The organism is Acinetobacter sp. YH12236, assembly GCF_013417645.1.
GTDB lineage: Bacteria > Pseudomonadota > Gammaproteobacteria > Pseudomonadales > Moraxellaceae > Acinetobacter.
In genome coordinates, this window is sequence record NZ_VPDM01000005.1 from 68,092 (window position 1) to 84,642 (window position 16,551).

Genomic DNA, 16,551 nt, shown 5'->3' on the forward strand with positions numbered 1-16,551 from the left:
GGACATTATATGAATATCGCGGCGAATCCGGTGATCGAAGCAGATCAAACCATTTATTTAAAAGACTATCAAAAACCTTCTTTTGTTGTAGATTCAATCGACCTGAATATTCAAGTCTATGACGATCATACGCTGGTCAGCAGCAAACTGGAGATGCAGCGTCAAACAGCAGGTGATCTGGTATTGCTTGGTCGTGACCTGGAACTGCAATCAATCCAGTTAAATGGTCAGCCACTAAATGCATCAGATTATATTCTAGATGCTGAGCAACTGGTGATTAGCAATGCTCCAGATCAGGCGACTATTGAAACAGTGGTCAAGATTCATCCAGAAAGCAATACCATGCTGGAAGGTCTGTATCAGGCCAGTTCAGATCTGTTCGTGACTCAAAATGAGCCGGAAGGTTTCCGTAAAATCACGTTCTATCCAGACCGCCCAGATGTATTGTCTGTATTTACTACTCGTGTTGAAGCCGACAAAAAGTATCCGGTTCTACTGGCTAACGGTAACCTGATCGAAACTGGTGAAGTGGATGAAAACCGTCACTATGCACTTTGGCAAGATCCAACCAAAAAACCAAGCTATTTATTTGCCTGCGTGATTGGTGATCTGGCAGTGATGAAAGATCGCTATACCACATCAGAGGGTCGTGATGTCGCACTGGAAATCTATGCCGAAGAAAAAGACATTCCAAAATGCAAAATCGCGATGGAAGCGTTGAAACATTCCATGCGTTGGGATGAAGAGCATTATGGTCTGCCATACGACCTTGATAATTATATGATCGTAGCAACCAGCGCATTTAACATGGGTGCGATGGAAAACAAAGGTCTGAATATCTTCAATACCTCATGTGTATTGGCTGATGAAGAATATACAACTGATGTTGCCATCATGCGTGTGCAGTCCGTGATTGCCCATGAATATTTCCATAACTGGACAGGTAACCGGATTACCTGCCGTGACTGGTTCCAGCTGTGTCTGAAAGAAGGTTTGACCGTATTCCGTGATCAGTCTTTTTCTGAAGATCTACAATCTGCTGCGGTACAACGTATTGATGATGTGGCAGTCCTGAAAGCGCATCAGTTTCCGGAAGATTCTGGCCCTTTATCGCATCCACCGCGTCCGGATCATTTTGTAGAAATTAATAACTTCTATACGGCGACCGTGTATGAAAAAGGTGCAGAAATTAACCGTATGATGGCGACTTTGCTCGGTAAAGAAAAATTCCGTCAAGGTACAGATGAGTATTTCCGCCGTCATGATGGTCAGGCCGTAACGGTTGAAGACTGGGTGGCTGCCTTGACTGCCGGTTCAGGGGTAGATTTATCGAACTTCCTGACTTGGTATAACCAGCCAGGTACACCGAAACTGGTCGCAAAAGGTGAGTATGATGCAGATGCACAAACTTATCGTCTTAGCTTTAAGCAAAGCCTGAAAGCTCATCCGAAATATCCGAATCTGAAAGCTGTTCCGATTCCAGTGGCTTTGGCCTTGTTTGATGCGAATACCGGTGAGCAGCTGAGCCTGAACTCTGATGCCTTATTTGAAAATGGCGTCAAAGATGGGGTATATCTGTTTGATCAAGATGAAGCGACCATCGAGTTTAGCGGTATAACCAGCAAGCCGATTGTTTCTTTACTGCGTAACTTCTCTGCACCCGTTGATCTTCATTTTGATTACTCTGAACAAGAACTGGCGTTCCTGTTGCAATATGAAACCAATGGTTTTAACCAGTGGCAAGCGACCCAGACTTTATTAGAACGCATTCTGCTGGATGATCAACCTTCTGAAATCTATATCGAGGCAATGCTGAATACCTTACCTGATCTGATTCAAAAAGATCCGCTATTGGCTTCACGCTTATTTGATGTACCGGCAGAAGGTTACCTGGGTAGCCGGATTGATACAGACTACAATCCGGCCATGATCCAAGAAAAACGTGATGCCTTGCTGCATAAATTGGCACGTGCTTTTGGAGCAACAGCTAAAGAAATCTATCTGAGTCTGGATCCTGAACTGCAGTCAGATTTTTCTCAGGCGATGGGTGTGCGTGCACTGAAAAATATCATGCTAATGCTGATTGCACGTCAAGGTGATGAAAGTGCATTTGAACTGGCAGGGCAGCAATACCAAAACACAGGCAATATGTCTGAACGTTTGGGTGCCTTGCGTGTATTGGTATGGAATGATGCGCCTCAAGCCAAAGCATTCCTGGATGATTTCTATAACCGCTTTAAAGATGAAGCACTGGCACTGGATCAATGGTTCATGCTGCAAGCAGCTCATCCAAAAGCGACTGCAGAAACAATTAAAGCACTCACTGGGCATGCGGATTATGACTTGAAAGTGCCAAACCGTATCCGTGCGGTGAGTGGCGGTTTGAATGCCAATCCGGTCAATACCTGGAGCTTTGGTGTGCAGCATTATATCGAGCTGGCGAAATATCTGGATCAGAAAAACCCGATTGTCGGTTCACGTCTACTTCAGGTGCTTTCACGCTGGTATACCCTGATTGAACCACAACGCAGTGAAGTCAAAGCACAACTTGAAGCTTTAAAACCACAGGTGAAATCGAAAAATGTCTCAGAGACATTGAACAGCATGTTAAGCGTATAAGATCGTTATGTAAAAAGCCGGATCAACTGATCCGGCTTTTTATTATTGACTTATTTTAAATGGTGAATTTAAGCGCATTTAAAATACTATAATGTGAAATCAGTCACATAAAAGGTTTACAGTAAGAGGCTAGACAGGAAAGTAAAACTATACTTTTCTATTAAACATGAAGAAATCTTCAAATTGATATACTAGAGGTCTTATTCAAGATGTTAGTGAAAATCGAAGATGGTTTTTATTTAAATACTCGGCATATTATTGCGGTTCATGTCAGCAGAAATGCTGCGACTGGTCTGTTTGAAATCTCCCTTCAATATACACCGCATTCTATTCAGCAAGCTGGAGAATACAAAAAAGTATTTAATAGCCAGCTGGATGCTGAACTCTTCCTGAACGAACTGAATCAAAAAGTTCGCTAAAAAAAAGCCTGCATCGCAGGCTTTTTTGTTGTCTGGGTTACGTTAAGGTCTCACAATCAATACCGGAATCTCGGACTGGGAAAGGACATTCTGTGCCACGCTGCCCAGCATCAGTTTTTGCAGACCTTTACGGCCATGTGACCCCATGATAATCAGATCGGTCGGAACTTCCTGCGCTGCCTGAAGAATTCCTTCAGAAGGTGCCATTCCATGAATGATCTTGGTCGTGACCTGTGTACCATCATGCACAAAATTTGCCTTGATCTCATTTAAAAGATCCAGCGCATGTTGTTCTGCCTGCATGAAATAGTCAGTGACTGCGGGAGCAACCTTATAAAAGTCCACGCCTTTAAATGGATCTACAGCAATAATACTGACTAACGTCACTTTACTATTAAAAGCTTTGGCCAGCTCACGGGCATGTTCAGCTGCAGCATAGGACATCGAGGATTCATCGAGTGCGACAAGAATATGTTCATAGTTTTGCATGGTACCTCCTCATTTTTAGAATATGCAGTGAAATGGTCATTTAGAAAATGGAGGTTCACTGTAGAAGGATTTAGGCAGAAACACTGCCTGAAAAAGTTGCGCACCTTGAAGATGCGCAAATCAGATCATTTTTTAACGATTAACACCGGAATTTGACTGGCGCCGAGAACATCTTGTGCAAAACTGCCCAGAATCATTTTCTGGAAGCCTTTACGGCCGTGTGAACCCATGACGATCAGATCAGCCTGGGTTTCCTCTGCAGTCTCAGCAATATGTTCGGCATTCACCAGGCCAGTCACAATGCGGGAATCTGCTTCTATACCTTCACTGCCTGCAATTGCAGTGGCTTCTTTTAGGGCATTTTTTGCATTGGCATGAGCCTGTGCAAAATACTCTTTCATGATGGTTGAACTGTAGTAGAAGTCAGCTTCAGTAAAAGGGTCTTCTGCAATCAGGCTAATCAAGGAAAGTTTACTGCCAAATGCCTTGGCAATTTTGGCTGCATGTCGAACTGCAGAAAAGGAAATATCTGAACCGTCTACTGGGACTAAAATATGTTGGTAAGCCATGATTTTTCTCCGCATGTTGTGTGTTTTTTACGCTCTGATTTATTGATAGCACAGTACACCCATGGGTGCAATTGCAAAAAGCTGAAAAATGGCAAAAAATCTTTAAATTACAGATATTTTTCACATAAAAGCAGAGATTTGATGAAAGAAAAAGCAGAGTAAAAAACTAGGAATTCAGGTTTTATTGATCAAAAATAACAGGATAAATGACGCTGTTTTTCTGGGGATAGTTTAAACTGCCTAGGCTTATCTTTGGGCTGACCGATGGGGAAGGTTTTGAGGTTTTTTGTCATTCATTTATTGCTACTTTGCTCAATTATTCTGGCAGGCTGTCAAAATACTGTACAAAACAGCCGGGTTATTGCCGGTGCTTTTAATTTGACCACAGGAATGCAGCAAAAGGTGATGGATCGTTATGCACCAGGTTCGGTCATTGTGCATCAGAATATGGTCTATGCACCGCAGCAAAAACTGTCTCTGGATCTGTATCAACCACAAAATATCGAAAGTATCGGCCCTCAACCAACTATTGTGTGGATTCATGGTGGTGGCTGGATTTCTGGTTCCAAAGAACATGCCCGGGGTTATTTTAAACTTCTGGCTGCGCAAGGTTATAATGTGGTATCGGTCCAATATCAGTTTGCACCTCAAGCCATTTATCCAAGCCAGTTACATCAGATTGATCAGGCCTTGGAGTTTATTACTCAACATGCAGCCGAATACCAGATTGATGCCGAAAATTTATATCTGGCCGGAGATTCTGCCGGGGCGAATATGGCCAGCCACTATGCTGCACTTTTAACAAATCCCGCCTTTGCCAAACAATCGGATTTTCAACCTTATCTGCAACCTTCCCAGCTTAAAGGTCTGATTCTGCACTGTGGTATTTATGACTTGGAGTCATTCGCCAGTACCGCACCTGATGAAATGAAGATCGTAGAGTGGGGAGTATATAGCCTGATTCAGGCTTATACAGGTGAGCGTAAAAATGATGCCGAATTTCTCAAACGTATTTCTCCAATCCAGTATATTACGCCGTCTTATCCGCCAGTATTCATTAGCGGGGGCAACAAGGACTTTCTGACTGATACCCAATCCTTGCCTTTTATCAAAGCTTTAAAAGCACAGCAGGTTCCAGTGACAGAAGTTTTTTATCCCGAATCTAAAGCTTGGCTGATTCATGAATATCAGTTCTTTATGGGCAAGAAAGAAAGTCAGCAGACTTTTATCAAGACGCTGGATTTTTTGCATCAGCTTTCGCCCCTCAACATAAACTTATAAAAAATTTATTTCTTAAGACCATAACTAAGTTTTGGTCTAGGAAAGATAAATTTGGAGAGTGAAAAAATGAATCCTGCAACTTGGGCATATTTTTTGTTGGGTTTGGCCATTATTGCCGAAGTCACTGGCTCTACATTTCTGGTGAAATCTGAAGGCTTTACCCGTTTGTGGCCTTCTTTAGCGGTGGTCGTTTTATTCTGTATCGCGTTTTATTTGCTGTCTCAGGTGATTAAGGTAATTCCTTTAGGCATTGCTTATGCGATTTGGGCCGGTGTAGGGATCATTCTCACAGCCATTGTCGGTTATATTGTATTTAAGCAGGCGCTGGATCTTCCTGCTTTTATTGGTATTGCCCTGATTATTTCCGGTGTAGTGGTCATTAATCTGTTTTCTCAAACGGCAGGACATTAAAAGAGATAGATATAAGTCTAAGCCAGCTGAGGTTTAAGCCTAAATAGTAAATAAACCATCAAACCAAGCAGTAGGCCCCAGAAAGCTGAACCTATTCCAAAAAACTGGATATTGGATGCACTGAACAGAAAGGTCATCAGTGCGGCTTCCCGGTCATGACTGTCCTGAAAAGCCAGTGCGATGTTATGGCCAATGGTGCCAAACAGGGCAATGCCAGCCAGAACCGTAATCAGAATACCTGGAAAAGCCATCAATAAGCTGGTCAGGGTCGCAGCGAAGAAACCCATCAGGATATAAAACAGACCACAGCTCATACCCGCGATATAACGTTTAGCCGGATCAGGATGTGCCTGTGCATCCAGACTGACTGCTGCGCTAATCGCGGCAAGATTAACACTGAAACAGCCAAAGGGAGCGAGTAGTGCTTGAGTGAGGCCCGTCCAACCTAAAATCGAATTTACCTTGGGTGGATAGCCATAACTTTTAATTACAGCCAGGCCTGGTAAATATTGCGATGCCAGATTAATCACCATCAGCGGAAGAGCTAGTCCTAAAATAGCTTGCAGGCTAAATTCTGGCGTGGTCCATACAGGCTGAGCGATACTCCAGTTCAAATGGGGAAGTGTAAAATCGATAAAGAACGGACAGAGTACAATTGCAAGCAGTACGGTAATGACAATGCTATAACGGGTACTGAGCTTTTTAGAAATGAGATAAATGGCCAGTACGGTAAGTACAAAGCCCCAGGATTGTTGCAGGCTGCCAAATACTGAAATACCAAATTTCAGTAAGACACCAGCCAGCATGGCACTGGTCAGACTTTGTGGAATAAACTGAAAAATCCGGTCAAATATTCCGAAAAATCCCAGACAGGCAATCAGGATACCGCAAATCAGAAAAGCGCCAATCGCTTCGGCCAGACTGTAATGGCCTGCGGAGGCAATAATTAACGCTAGACCGGCTGTCGACCAGGCGGTGGAAATCGGATAACGATATTTCCAGGAAAGCAGAAAGCCGGAAACCCCAATACCTATGCCGAGTGCCCATAACCAGGAACTGATTTGCGCTGCATTTGCACCCAGGCTTTGGGCTGCTTCAATGACCAGTACGGCGGATACGCTGATCCCAATCATGCAGGTAATAAAACCCGCCATGATGGCAGGAAAGGAGAGATCTTGTAAAAGTTTAGGCATCATCCATGACACTATTTTTAAATGCGTTTAAATCATACGCTTTTCATATATCAACACAATGTTTTTAACAATTTTTGAAAGCGCTGCTCTTGCCAGAAAGCTGCTGATTCTTAGAAAGTAGATGTCGCCAGTTTGATGCCGAATCCGCAGAATAGAATTCCTACTGAAGCAACCCCGCCAGCGGTCAATTTATAATTCTGGTTGAAATAGCTCGCGAGTTTGACCCCGGAAAAGATCAGGATTGAAAGGTAGGTCATGCTGATCAGTTGCAGGATTAAAGCCAAGAGTGCAAAAGTCAGTGCCGGATAAGGGTAAACAGGATCAACAAACTGCACGAAAAAAGACAGGTAGAACAGAATCGCTTTAGGATTTAAAACACTGATTGTTAATGCTGTACGGAAGGGCTGAATCGACCCGACAGTTTCAGGAGTAGTCTTTTTAATCTGAACACGTTGTGACGACTGTTTCGGAAAGAAAGTCTGATAGGCGGCAATGATCAGTTTGATACCAAGATAACTGAGATAAACAGCACCAATAATTTTCAGGGCAATAAACAGCACGGGAAACGCATGTAGTAGAGAGGCTGCGCCTAACGCCGTACATAGGATCAGAATCAAGTCACCGGTATAAACCCCTAAGGCACCCATATAACCGGTCTTGATGCCAAAACGAGAGGCAATTGACATGACATAGAGGGAATTCGGCCCCGGCAGTAACACAATTAACGTTGTCCCAATAATAAAGGTCGTTAGATCTGTGATACCAAACACGAAGAACTCGCAAAAATGAAAAAAGCCGATGCGGCATTATAGCAACATCGGCCTGGAGAAATTCTATAAATTCGCTGTGAATTTAGGTGGTGCTCAAAAAACTTTCCTTTAATAAAGCCGCCAGTTGTTCACGGGCTTTGATAAAGCCATCGATACCACCTTGCAGTAATTCACTGGCCATCTGGTCCTGTTTCAGTTGCGCATCAAAATCGGCATGACTGATTGGATTCAGTTCACCTTGAGATTGAATATCTTTGGCTGAAAGCTGAGCCTGAACTTCACGCTGATCATTTTCAAGTTGTTCCAGCAAGTTTGGTGCAACAGTCAGTAGATCACAACCGCTGAGGCCCAAAACCTGCTCAATACTACGGAAGCTTGCCCCCATGATTTCAGTTTTAATCCCATGCGCTTTATAGAATTCATAAATGCGCTTCACTGAGAGTACGCCCGGATCTTTTTCGATCGGATACGACTCAACACCTTCCGCTTTCTTGTACCAGTCTAGAATGCGGCCGACAAAAGGCGAGATTAAAGTCACTTTGGCATCAGCGCAGGCATGGGCCTGATGCTGGCCAAACAATAAGGTCAGGTTGGTATGGATACCTTCTTCTTCCAATGCTTTCGCTGCCTGAATACCTTCCCAAGTCGATGCGATCTTAATCAGGATGCGGTCAGAATTAATTCCATATTGATCATACAGCGCGAGTAATTCTTTAGCCTTGGCGATGGTCGCTTCAGTATCAAAAGACAGGGAAGCATCCACTTCAGTCGAAACACGACCTTCAATCAGTTTTAAAATTTCAACACCGAATTTGACGGTCAAAATATCAATCGTGCGTTCAATCAGGGCATTATTCACATAGCCTTCTTGCTGGGCTTGTTGAAAAGCTGCTTCAATCAAGGCCTGATTTTCAGGCTGTTTCGCAGCTGCAGTAATCAGAGATGGATTTGTAGTTGCATCCAGAGGGCGAAATTTCTCAATTGCGCTTAAATCACTGCTATCTGCCACAATAGTCGTCAAGTTTTTTAATTGGTTTAGTGCAGTTAATGTCATTACGATCTAGTTCTATGGTTATTGCTTATGCATTCTTATATATCATAAATCATCCTCTTACCAAGTAGACTGTCGTTGAATTTCTGTGATTAATGGTCGGTTTTTCGCTGCTGACGCAAGTGATTAATCAAAAAATGAGCAGCTGTACCCAGTCGAGTTTCCCGACTCCAGACCAGATCGACAAAATATTCAAATTTTGGGGTGAAATCGAGCAGCTGCAAGATCTGTAGCTGCTCCTGCAAATGTGGCTGTTCATTGATCATTTCCAGAGGGAGTACACCCCAGCCCAAACCTTGCTGGATCATGTTACAGGCTGAATGATGATTGTCAGTGCGCCAGTAATTCCGGGAAAAGAGCAGTTCTGGCTTAATGCTACGATCACGACTGGCAACAACAATCTGTCGGTTTTGTAAAATCTGTTCATAGCTAACCTGGTGAAATTGACTTAATGGATGCTGTTTGGCCGCCACAGCAACCAGTACCTCACGCTTTAATTCTATAAACTGTTCACGGGTTTCTAATTGCTCCCGTTCAAACATCAGTGCTAACTGCGCTGAACCTTCAAACAGCATACGATGAGCATCCTCCTGAGGTGCGCTAAAGACATTGACTTGCAGCGCTGGAAATTCCTGTTCCAGTAAAACAATATAATCAGTCCAGCGGGTATGGAGTAATTCAGACACCACCACAATATTTAATTCAGATTCCAAACCTGAACTGAGCGCAAGCGCATGCTGCTTCCATTGGTTAATTTCAACCAAAAGCTGTTCAGTTTTTTCATATAGCACTTGCGCCTGTGCGGTGGGTTTCGGCTCACGGCCAATGCGTTCAAATAGCACCAGATTAAGATCAATTTCCAGATTGGCAATGGCCATACTCACTGCAGAAGGAACCTTGCCAAGTTTACGTGCAGCAGCAGAGAAGGAGCCGGTTTCCATGACCAGTTTAAACATCAGCAGCTGTTCTTGATTGATATTCATGCATTCTATCTTTCATTTTTATTGATAGATTCTAACTCGAATAATCAAATTAAAAGAAATAAAATTCTTTTATCTCCTGACTTGTTGAACGGAAATGTTAATTTCGAAAAGAAGACTGATTCATGCCACCTTATATGAAGGCATTTTATTGGTGGTGATTGCCATATTACTGAGTACGCTCATGCATATGCCGCTTGAGGTCACAGGCGCTCTCGGAATTGCGATGGCTGTGACTTCAATGTTCTGGAATATGCTGTTTAATCATTATTTTGAAAAGTTTGAAGCTAAACGTCGTCTAAAAAGAACGATTAAAGTACGGATTGCTCATGCGATTGGATTTGAGGGTGGTTTGATGCTGGCGACGATTCCGATGGTGGCTTATGCATTACAGATCGGTCTGGCACAGGCTTTTCTTCTGGATTTGGCGATGACATTATGTATTCTGGTATATACCTTTATCTTCCAGTGGTGCTATGACCAGCTTGAGGCCAAAATGGGTCTGGAACCAGACTACCGAAAAGCTTAACTTGAGTCTTTATTAGAGTAATCCTCAAATGCTTCGCTAATAATATTGCAATAAAAAAACCGCTCATAGAGAGCGGTTTTTTTATATGAGGCTTGGATTATTTTTCAATAATTGCTGTTACGCCTTGACCACCAGCTGCACAGATCGAAACAAGCACACGACCTGAACCTTTCTGGTTAATCAGTTTTGCCGCAGTTGCGATAATACGACCGCCAGTTGCTGCAAATGGGTGACCTGCAGCAAGAGAAGAACCTTTTACGTTCAGTTTGGCACGGTCAATTGAACCTAGTGGAGCATCCAGACCTAAACGCTCTTTACAGAATTTTGGATCTTCCCAAGCTTTCAGCGTTGAAAGTACTTGCGATGCAAATGCTTCGTGAATTTCATAGTAGTCAAAATCTTGAAGTTTCAGACCAGCACGTTCCAGCATACGAGGAACTGCATAAGCAGGTGCCATCAAAAGGCCTTCTTTCTTGTCTACGAAATCAACGGCAGCAGTTTCCTGGAAAGTCAGGTAAGCCAATACTTCATGACCATTTGCTTTAGCCCATTCTTCAGAAGCCAATAGCACACAAGACGCACCATCAGTCAGTGGAGTAGAGTTACCCGCAGTCATGGTACGTGCATCGCCTTTACCAAAAGCAGGTTTAAGTTTCGCCAGTTTTTCAACTGAAGAATCAGGACGCAAGTTGTTGTCACGTTCAAGACCCAGGAATGGAGTTACTAAGTCATCAAAGAAACCTTCTTCATAGGCTGCTGCCATTTTCTGGTGTGAAGAAGCAGCTAACTCATCTTGCGCTTCACGAGAAATACCCCATTCCAGTGTAGTAATCGCCTGATGGTCGCCCATAGACAGGCCAGTACGTGGCTCACCATTTTTTGGTGCGTCCATCAGGTCTTTTACATTGATTTTAGTCAGGGCTTTTAAACGGTCTTTCGCAGTTTTCGCAATGTTCAGCTCAAGTAATGCTTTACGTAAGCCATCACCAAAAGCGATTGGTGCATCAGAAGTTGTATCTACACCGCCTGCGATCCCCACTTCGATTTGACCTAGAGCAATCTTGTTCGCGACCAGGAATGCCGCTTGAAGGCCAGTACCACATGCTTGCTGGATGTCATAAGCAGGGGTTTCCGGTGCAAGAGCAGTATTTAGTACACATTCACGCGTCATGTTGAAGTCGCGGCTGTGTTTCAGTACAGCACCTGCAACCACTTCACCTAAGCGTTGACCTTGAAGATTAAAACGTTCAACCAGACCATTCAGGGCTGCTGTGAACATATCAGTATTGGATGCCGTAAAGTAAGCACCGTTAGAACGTGCAAATGGAATGCGGTTACCACCGATAATAGCAACGCGGCGAACTGTATTTTGGCTCATGTTTGGTTCCTGTTGAACAGAAGTCTGTGTTATAGATGTTGAATCTTGTTGGCTTGAAGTCGTTTTTTTGGTACGTGCAGATGTACTGCGTGTACGTGTGGTTTTAGCCGGACTTTTTTCTGCGGCATTGGCTGTATCAGGATTTTTAGTGCTACGCTTGCTACGCGTTGATGGTTTTGACACAGTTTCTGTCGCAGAGTTCTCGACTGCTGGATTATCTTGAGTTGTTTTGCTCATAAGGCTTTACCAGGCAAATAGATCGTCTTCTTGGCGGTTACATTAGCATAGAAGAAGATAGGCTGTATTGACTACAATGACATTACAGACTGCACTTAGGTCAAGTCATCTGCCTATTATCTCAAGTATGATTGGGCGGAATCTGGTAGATCTATTGAAATATAAGTGTCTGGCATCATACTGAAGTTTAAGGATAACTTTAGATCAACCAAAAATTAATTTGTATGAGAGATAATAAACATGACTGATCAGTACCAAACTTTTGCAAAATCTCCTATTGGTAAATTTGTCATTAAAAATTTGGGTCTACCATCCCCAACTTCTTTAGAGCGTTTTGAGTCTGCTACACCTGTAGTCAAAGGCGCGGTATTGTTTGGAGCGGCACCAGCAAGTACCTTGACTGGTGCTATTGCTCAGGTTCTGGCAAATATTCATGCCAATAGCTATGCGGGTAACAATGCTGAACTGCAGCAGGTTGCTGCATCAGCTGGACTGAATCTGGGTGCGTTTAATCCGGGCGATAAAGAATCAAAATTCAAAGTTGTCATTTTTGATGCTTCAGGAATCGAAAATTCAGAACAATTAAAATCACTTTATGATTTCTTTAACCCGATTGCGCGTCAAATTCAAAGTTCTGGCCGTGTCGTGATTGTGGGGACTACACCTGAAACTGCTAAATCAGTCAGTCAGTCAATTGCTCAACGCGCACTGGAAGGTTTTGTAAAATCTGTGGGTAAAGAGTTTAAAAAGGGTATTGCAGCGAACCTGATCTATGTAGATGCCGGTGCTGAAGCAAACCTTGAGTCTGCTTTGCGTTTTGCAGTTTCTCCACGTTCTGCCTATGTTTCTGGCCAGGTGATCCGTGTTTCACCTGCTGAAAAAGTGGATGTGGACTGGACTAAACCATTAGCAGGCAAAACTGCTGTAGTGACCGGTGCAAGCCGTGGTATTGGTGAAGCGATTGCTCATGTATTGGCACGTGATGGTGCACATGTCATCTGTCTGGATGTTCCGCAGCAGCAAGCGGACCTTGACCGTGTAGCCGGTGAAATTGGCGGTTCAACTTTAGCCATTGATATTACCGCTGCAGATGCAGGTGAGAAAATCAAAGCGGCAGCAGCTGAGCAGGGTGGTCTGGACATTATTGTACATAATGCCGGTATTACCCGTGACAAGACTTTGGCTAATATGAAGCCTGAGCTATGGGATCTAGTGATTAACATCAACCTGTCTGCCATTGAACGTGTAAATGACTATTTAATCTCCAACGATGGTCTAAATGCCAATGGCCGTATTATCTGTGTATCTTCAATTTCAGGCATTGCAGGTAACCTGGGTCAAACCAACTATGCAGCGTCTAAAGCGGGTGTGATTGGTGTGGTGAAATTCACAGCACCAACCTTAAAAAATGGTGTAACGATTAATGCCGTTGCACCGGGCTTTATCGAAACACAAATGACGGCTGCGATTCCATTTGCAATCCGTGAAGCTGGCCGCCGTATGAACTCAATGAGCCAAGGTGGTCTACCTGTAGATGTTGCAGAAACAATTGCCATGTTTGCTTCTACGGCTTCAACAGGTTTAAATGGCAACGTGGTTCGTGTCTGTGGTCAAAGCCTGTTAGGGGCTTAATAGATCCCTCCCGATCTCTCTTTATAAAAGAGAGGAGAAGTCCCCCTTTTATAAAGGGGGATTCCGGGGGATTAAAATTTTAAAGAGAAAATTCCAAGAATTCTCAAAACCTCTCCAGTGCTTCACTTTCATACAATGATTGAAGTATGCTCAGGAGAGGTCACTTTATAAAGATAATATTTCCAAAGGTTCAGTATGAATACGCGCCATTTTAGTCAACTTCCAAAACCTTATTTAGCCTATCCAAAAGTGATTCAAGGCTTGATTTTTAAAAAGCCGAAAGCTGAAAAAGTTCTACCGCAAGTTGAATATGTGGTGGATTCATTCAAGGTCGATCAGAAACATTTAAAAGCCTATAATGAAGTATGTGGCTTTAAAAATAATGGTTATATTCCAGCTATTTATTTGACCGTATTGTCTCAAAGTCTACAAATGCACATGATGACCTCGGAAGCATTTCCGTTCCCGATTTTAGGACTGGTACATATCCGTAATCAGGTCAAGCAATACCGTAAAGTCGGTGTAAATGAGACTTTAACCCTGTCATGCAAATTTGGTGAATTACAGCCCCATGACAAAGGCGTTCAGTTTGATTTTATTACCACAGTCAAAGTAGGCAATGAAGTCGTCGTTGAGGCATTAACGACTTATCTTTCACGTCAAAAGACTGATGCTAAAGCGGCTGAAAAACCGGCAGAAAGTAAAGCGCCGGACTATAAGCTGAATACTGAATGGAAAATTTCAGAAAATACCGGCCGCCGTTATGCCATGACCTCAGGTGATTTTAACCTGATTCATATTCATGCTGTTACAGCGAAGGCTTTTGGTTTTAAACAGGCAATTGCACATGGTATGTGGAGCAAAGCCAAAGCGCTGGCTAATCTGTCATTGCCAGATGCATATGAAGCCGATGTCTGGTTCAAGTTGCCGATGTACTTACCCTCTAAAGTTGAGTTCCTGACCGCTCAAGCAGCGAATGATACAGATTTCCTGATCCGGAACAGCAAAAACCAGAAGCCGCATGTCACTGGTCATGTAAAAGCAATTTAAATCTAAATCAAAAGCCTAAACTCGATTTAGGCTTTTTTATTTTAAGGGATCAAAATTCTATGGATAGAATGATGCAGCCAATCAAAGATTATCTGTTTGCGGATCAGCATAATTATCAGGGCAATGTGGATGCGCGTTTTCGCGACCTTGCTCGTCAGTTTAGCCGCCTACAGGATGCACGTACTGAACAGGGTGGTGCGGCACTTGTTGTATATTTTCAGGGACAAAAAGTTGTCGATATTTATACCGGAAAGAAGTCTGCCACAGAAAACTGGCAGCCCGATACCATGTCACTATGCTATTCCACTGGCAAAGGTGTACTGGCGACATTGGCACACATTCTGGTCAGTAAAGGTTATCTGGACTATGACAGATCAGTTGCAGAATACTGGCCTGAATTTGCCCAGAAAGGTAAACGGTCGATTACTTTGGCACATATGCTGAGCCATCAAAGTGGTTTGTTTGATATCCGTAATATCATTGATGATGCCACTGAAATGGCTGACTGGTCACACATGCTGGAGCGGATCGCGGCAGCTGAACCACGTTTTCAGACCACGACTGATGCCGCTTATCAACCTTTGACTTTTGGCTGGCAGGTGGGGGGAGTACTGGAAAAGGCAACCGGTAAATCATTAGGCCAATTAATGCAGGAATATTTAGTTCAGCCTCTGCAATTAAATGGTGCCTATTTTAGTGTGCCGCTGGATGAACTGCCTCGAGTTGCGCGACCGATCTTTAAAGCAAAATCTGCATCTCAATCTTCTAAAGGCAAAAGAGTAGTTACACGCAAACCCGGTTTAATGGAGCGTGCTCTGGTCTGGAGTGGTCAGAGTCCACAAGATTTTCAGGATGGCATGATTCCTAAAGGCATGAAGAATTTTAGCTTCTTTAGTGATGAGGGATTACAGGCGATTATTCCTTCAGCTAATGGCGTCTTTACTGCAGACAGTCTGGCAAAAATCTATGCGATGTTGGCTAATCACGGTGCTTGGCAAGGCCAGCAGTTGATTTCACCTCCAGTATTCCAGCGACTAAGCCAGGTGCAATATACCCGTCGTGATCGGGTGATGCCTGTGCCAATGCACTGGCGTCTGGGTTATCACCGTATTTTGACATTGGGTAAAGCCTCTACAGGTTTTGGTCATATGGGCTTTAACGGTTCTGGTGCCTGGTGTGATCCGGAACGCGGTTTAAGTTTTGCCTATACCCATAACTTCCCAACAGGTTCATTAACTGGAGATTACCGTCTTTGGGGGCTGACGCAGGAAACTTTGCGCTGTGCTGATGCGGTATTGACGGGAAGAAAAGGCTGGCGCTAACTGAATATCCTTGATTTGGGAGTTTAGTCAGTCATTTAAAATATGCTATTTTGTGGCAAATTCCAGTGCTGCGAAATGAAACCATGAAAAAAGTAATACTGATTCCCTTAGTGGCAACCGGTGCTTTATTCGGTTGTCAGGATCAAACCCAATCAGCTAAAAATACTATTGTTGAAGCCAAGGCACAGATTCCAGCATGGGCGGGAGAGTATCAGGGTACAACTCCTTGCATGGGCTGCTTGTCCCGTTGTGATGATTGTCCAGGTATGGCTGTCATGCTAACTCTGCACGAAGATCAAACTTATACTTTAGAACGTGAAAGCCTGAGTGGTCATAATGAGGTGGAAACCTTTAGTGGCCCGATTCGTTTCCAAGATGATTCTCATCAGAAGATTGAGTTGGTGAATGTAGCGACTCGTAATTTACTGTATGTTGATCTGGAAGAGCATGTGCTGGAAATCCGTGAAGACAAAAGCGGTAAACGCTACCAGATGCAGAGTGATTTTATTTTAGGGCGATTCGCTTAAACAGATTCAACCCAATCCTTTATCTTTGATCAGAAATTTTTATTTCTAAGATTGTATTAATCCGCTCAAATAGATGGTAGATCAATAGATATTT

Annotated in this window: 16 protein-coding genes; 9 read left to right on the forward strand and 7 right to left on the reverse strand. The window is 43.4% G+C overall.

What is annotated here, in order from left to right:
- The first annotated feature begins 9 nt into the window (after nt 1–9).
- The gene (gene pepN, locus FTV14_RS04170; protein ID WP_180053404.1) at nt 10–2,619 is read left to right on the forward strand and encodes an aminopeptidase N; all 2,610 of its coding nucleotides are present in this window, start codon (nt 10–12) and stop codon (nt 2,617–2,619) included.
- A gap of 209 nt (nt 2,620–2,828) precedes the next feature.
- Nucleotides 2,829–3,038, forward strand: coding sequence for a hypothetical protein (locus FTV14_RS04175; RefSeq protein ID WP_004783945.1), 210 nt, complete (start codon nt 2,829–2,831; stop codon nt 3,036–3,038).
- A 42-nt stretch (nt 3,039–3,080) separates the two neighbouring features.
- Here FTV14_RS04175 and FTV14_RS04180 read toward each other — a convergent pair whose 3' ends face one another.
- Both FTV14_RS04180 and FTV14_RS04185 read right to left on the reverse strand, forming a co-directional pair.
- Nucleotides 3,081–3,527, reverse strand: coding sequence for a universal stress protein (locus tag FTV14_RS04180; RefSeq protein WP_104425970.1), 447 nt, complete (start codon nt 3,525–3,527; stop codon nt 3,081–3,083).
- 125 nt (nt 3,528–3,652) lie between these two features.
- Complete coding sequence (locus FTV14_RS04185) at nt 3,653–4,096, reverse strand: universal stress protein (protein WP_125279008.1); 444 nt, start codon at nt 4,094–4,096, stop codon at nt 3,653–3,655.
- A 276-nt stretch (nt 4,097–4,372) separates the two neighbouring features.
- Here FTV14_RS04185 and FTV14_RS04190 point away from each other — a divergent pair, with 276 nt between their 5' ends.
- Both FTV14_RS04190 and FTV14_RS04195 read left to right on the forward strand, forming a co-directional pair.
- Nucleotides 4,373–5,377 (forward strand): alpha/beta hydrolase, encoded by a 1,005-nt coding sequence (locus tag FTV14_RS04190; RefSeq protein WP_180053405.1) that lies wholly within the window; start codon nt 4,373–4,375, stop codon nt 5,375–5,377.
- A 66-nt stretch (nt 5,378–5,443) separates the two neighbouring features.
- Nucleotides 5,444–5,788, forward strand: a complete 345-nt coding sequence (locus FTV14_RS04195) for an SMR family transporter (RefSeq protein ID WP_180017584.1) — start codon at nt 5,444–5,446, stop codon at nt 5,786–5,788.
- Between the two features lie 17 nt (nt 5,789–5,805).
- On the opposite strand, the gene FTV14_RS04200 is transcribed toward FTV14_RS04195, so the two are convergent.
- From FTV14_RS04200 to FTV14_RS04215, 4 genes are all read right to left on the reverse strand, one after another.
- Nucleotides 5,806–6,981: a benzoate/H(+) symporter BenE family transporter gene (locus tag FTV14_RS04200; RefSeq protein WP_180033514.1), complete on the reverse strand. Its 1,176-nt coding sequence runs from the start codon at nt 6,979–6,981 to the stop codon at nt 5,806–5,808.
- Nucleotides 6,982–7,091: 110 nt separating this feature from the next.
- The gene (gene leuE / locus FTV14_RS04205) at nt 7,092–7,751 is read right to left on the reverse strand and encodes a leucine efflux protein LeuE (RefSeq protein ID WP_179992453.1); all 660 of its coding nucleotides are present in this window, start codon (nt 7,749–7,751) and stop codon (nt 7,092–7,094) included.
- Between the two features lie 82 nt (nt 7,752–7,833).
- Complete coding sequence (tal, locus tag FTV14_RS04210) at nt 7,834–8,805, reverse strand: transaldolase (RefSeq protein ID WP_159124304.1); 972 nt, start codon at nt 8,803–8,805, stop codon at nt 7,834–7,836.
- Between the two features lie 89 nt (nt 8,806–8,894).
- The gene (locus tag FTV14_RS04215; RefSeq protein ID WP_180053406.1) at nt 8,895–9,785 is read right to left on the reverse strand and encodes a LysR family transcriptional regulator; all 891 of its coding nucleotides are present in this window, start codon (nt 9,783–9,785) and stop codon (nt 8,895–8,897) included.
- A gap of 94 nt (nt 9,786–9,879) precedes the next feature.
- On the opposite strand from FTV14_RS04215, the gene aceI reads away from it, so the two are divergent.
- On the forward strand, nt 9,880–10,311 hold the full coding sequence (gene aceI / locus FTV14_RS04220; RefSeq protein WP_180053407.1) for a chlorhexidine efflux PACE transporter AceI: 432 nt from the start codon (nt 9,880–9,882) through the stop codon (nt 10,309–10,311).
- A 97-nt stretch (nt 10,312–10,408) separates the two neighbouring features.
- Here aceI and FTV14_RS04225 read toward each other — a convergent pair whose 3' ends face one another.
- The gene (locus FTV14_RS04225; RefSeq protein ID WP_180053408.1) at nt 10,409–11,926 is read right to left on the reverse strand and encodes an acetyl-CoA C-acetyltransferase; all 1,518 of its coding nucleotides are present in this window, start codon (nt 11,924–11,926) and stop codon (nt 10,409–10,411) included.
- A 240-nt stretch (nt 11,927–12,166) separates the two neighbouring features.
- Here FTV14_RS04225 and FTV14_RS04230 point away from each other — a divergent pair, with 240 nt between their 5' ends.
- From FTV14_RS04230 to FTV14_RS04245, 4 genes are all read left to right on the forward strand, one after another.
- Complete coding sequence (locus FTV14_RS04230) at nt 12,167–13,558, forward strand: 3-oxoacyl-ACP reductase (protein ID WP_180053409.1); 1,392 nt, start codon at nt 12,167–12,169, stop codon at nt 13,556–13,558.
- A gap of 195 nt (nt 13,559–13,753) precedes the next feature.
- Nucleotides 13,754–14,608, forward strand: a complete 855-nt coding sequence (locus tag FTV14_RS04235) for a MaoC/PaaZ C-terminal domain-containing protein (RefSeq protein WP_180002218.1) — start codon at nt 13,754–13,756, stop codon at nt 14,606–14,608.
- Nucleotides 14,609–14,679: 71 nt separating this feature from the next.
- Entirely contained in the window at nt 14,680–15,930 is a 1,251-nt protein-coding gene (locus FTV14_RS04240) for a serine hydrolase (RefSeq protein ID WP_257219752.1), read from the forward strand.
- Between the two features lie 83 nt (nt 15,931–16,013).
- The gene (locus FTV14_RS04245) at nt 16,014–16,457 is read left to right on the forward strand and encodes a copper resistance protein NlpE N-terminal domain-containing protein (RefSeq protein ID WP_004783916.1); all 444 of its coding nucleotides are present in this window, start codon (nt 16,014–16,016) and stop codon (nt 16,455–16,457) included.
- Nucleotides 16,458–16,551: the final 94 nt, after the last annotated feature.